Origin of the sequence: Mesorhizobium sp. M1A.F.Ca.IN.022.07.1.1, assembly GCF_003997575.1 — a bacterium.
Classification (GTDB): domain Bacteria; phylum Pseudomonadota; class Alphaproteobacteria; order Rhizobiales; family Rhizobiaceae; genus Mesorhizobium.
Window position 1 is genome coordinate 1 of the sequence record NZ_RZST01000531.1, and the last position, 2604, is coordinate 2604.

Below are 2604 nucleotides of genomic sequence, written 5' to 3' on the forward strand. Positions count from 1 at the left end.
CCGCACGCCGCTTGGTGATCCCCGAGGTGTAGATCTTGCCGGCGAGAAAGCTGTCGAGATCGGTCATCGGGATATTCGCCGTCAGGCTGACCAGCGTCGCGGCGAGGATGCCGCTTCGCGGCACGCCAACCACCAGGTCGATGTCGCGCGGCAGCCGGTGCAGGTTCCGCGCGATCGCGTCGTTCATGTCTGAGATCGATCGGTAATTCATGCTGTTGCCTAACCCTCAAGAATCAGCAGTTTTGGGCTGTCCGGCGGCGGCCGGAATGCCTGGCGGTTTGCGCCGGCAAGGTCATTTCGCCTCACTGGGCGCGGGCGAAAACCCGCGCGCCGGGATCAGCCGCAGGGCCTCCCGAAGCGCCTCGCGGCCGGCGCCGAAGGCGAGCGCGACGATGATGGTGACGACATAGGACAGCACCGCGCCGCCTGCGAGAGCGATGATGGGCTGCGCCGGCAGCATCGGCTTGGCGACCCAGACCAGGGCCAGCGCCAGATGCGCGCCGAGCACGAAGGGGGCGGCTGCGTGCAGCACATGGCTCGCCTGCAGCGGCCCGGCCTTGCCGACATAGAGCCAGAGGAAAGGCGTCCGCAGATATTCGCTGACCGCATAGGCGACCGCGACGCCGAGCGCGCCATAAGGCAGGCCGATGGCGAAGGCCAGCACCGAGGTGACGGCGGTGATGATGCCCCAGCGCATGAAATCGCCCGAACGGCCCTGGCTGACGAACAGCCATCCGGCCGGATTGTTGAGCGGCTGCAGCAGGCCGGCGAAGCCCAGCGCGAGGAAAATGTTGGCGCTCTCCCGCCATTGCGGGCCGAGCACGAAAGGAATGAGCGTATCCGACATGGCGGTGGCGAAGGCCACGCCCGGCAACGCCACCAGGAGGATCAGCGGCATGACGCGCAGATAGGCGCTGCGATAACGGTCCGGCTCGTCCTTCAGCCGCGAAAGTGCCGGCACCATCACCTTCGACAGCGGGTTGGTGATCTGGCTGAGCGGGAAAAGCAGCAGCTTGTAGGCGCGGTCGTAGAGGCCGAGCTGCGCCTCGCCCCAATATTTGCCGATCAGCACATTGTCGAGGTTGCGGGCGAAGAAATTGGCGAAGTTGAAGCCGGTGATGCCGGCGCCGAAATTGATCAGCTGGCTGATGCCTTCGACCTTGCGCGGCAGCCCCGGACGCCAGCGCGATGACACCCAGTAGCAAAGCGTCGGCAACACGGCGCCGGTCAGCGTACCGGCAAAAAGCGCCCAATAGGAGCGGTCGATGAAGGTCCAGGCGATCGAGACCACAAGGCCCGTAACGGCGCTGGCGACGTCGATGACGGCGAGCCGGCTGAATTCCATGCGGCGCGTCAGCAACGCCAGATGCTGGGCGCCGAGACCATAGGCCATGATCTGCAGGCCGAAGGCGGCAACCAGCCCCGTGACGCGCGGCTCGCCGTAGAAGGCGGCCACCAGGGGAGCCGCCGCAGCAAGCACGAAGGCCAGGATCGCGCTCACCGCCGTGTTGATCCAGAAGAGGTAGTTGACCTCTTCGTGCCGGATGCCGGTTTTCTGGATCGTCGCCTGGGTCAGGCCGAAATCCTGGAACAGCGCGATGAAGGCGAGCACCGGCGCGCACATCGCCACGACGCCGAAATCCTGCGGCGACAAAAGCCTCGACAGCACGATGACCGACACGATTTGGGTGGCGACCCGCACGCCCTGCGCCATCGCGGTGACGACGGCGCCGCGCCCGACCGATCTGCGCAGGGAGCCCTCGGGCGGATCGAATGCACTGGTTTCCAAATTCTGGATTCCTGATTTTGCGCCAGTCATCGTCGCGACCGGCGCCCGCCGCCATGCACAAACTACCGCAAGAAGTTTTTGCAGCGCAACAAAAAATGTGCGCCGATTGCTACGCTGCACCAAAAATGTTGCGATGCAGCAAAAGCTGTACTAGCATCCCCTCTTGGGTGGCGGGCCCAAAAGCGGTCGAGTTTCATGCTGCATGTCTTGTACCTTGTGCATGACATATCCGACCCGGCGGTGCGCCGGAGGATAAAAATGCTCAGGGCAGGCGGCGCCGGGATAACCCTGGCGGGCTTCCGTCGCACCTCCAATCCGATCGCCGAGATCGAAGGCATCAGGCCCGTCGACCTCGGACCGACGCGCGATGGCCGATTCGCCCAGCGCATCGGCGCAGTTGCCAAGGCCGCCATGTCGATCGGCGCCAAATTCGCGGGCCTGGCGCGACCCGACCTGATCATCGCGCGCAATCTCGAGATGCTGGCGCTTGCCAGCCGCGCCAGGCGCGCTTTCGGCGCCAGCGTGCCGATCGTCTACGAGTGCCTCGACATCCATCGGCTGGTGTTGCGCAACGACCTGATCGGCAAGACGTTGCGCGGCGCCGAACGCCATCTGGCCCGCGACGTCAAGCTTCTGGTGACCAGCTCTCCCGCCTTCGTTGCCAATTATTTCAAGCCGTTCGGGCAAATCGCGGCGCCGGTCGAGCTGATCGAGAACAAATATTTCGACACCATGCCCGTGCCGGCGGATCATCGCCGCGAGGACGACAGTCCGGCGGCGCCGCCTTGGCGTATCGGCTGGTTCGGCGCGCTGCG

The 2604-nt window shown here is 65.1% G+C and carries 1 protein-coding gene and 2 pseudogenes; 1 reads left to right on the forward strand and 2 read right to left on the reverse strand.

Features of this window, described 5'->3' with window-relative positions:
- Both EOA75_RS31685 and EOA75_RS31690 read right to left on the reverse strand, forming a co-directional pair.
- A pseudogene (locus EOA75_RS31685) lies at nucleotides 1–211 on the reverse strand (phosphoribosyltransferase); the annotation flags it as partial.
- 81 nt (nucleotides 212–292) lie between these two features.
- Nucleotides 293–1789, reverse strand: coding sequence for a lipopolysaccharide biosynthesis protein (locus EOA75_RS31690; RefSeq protein WP_127326051.1), 1497 nt, complete (start codon nucleotides 1787–1789; stop codon nucleotides 293–295).
- Between the two features lie 195 nt (nucleotides 1790–1984).
- On the opposite strand from EOA75_RS31690, the pseudogene EOA75_RS31695 reads away from it, so the two are divergent.
- A pseudogene (locus EOA75_RS31695) lies at nucleotides 1985–2604 on the forward strand (glycosyltransferase family 4 protein); the annotation flags it as partial.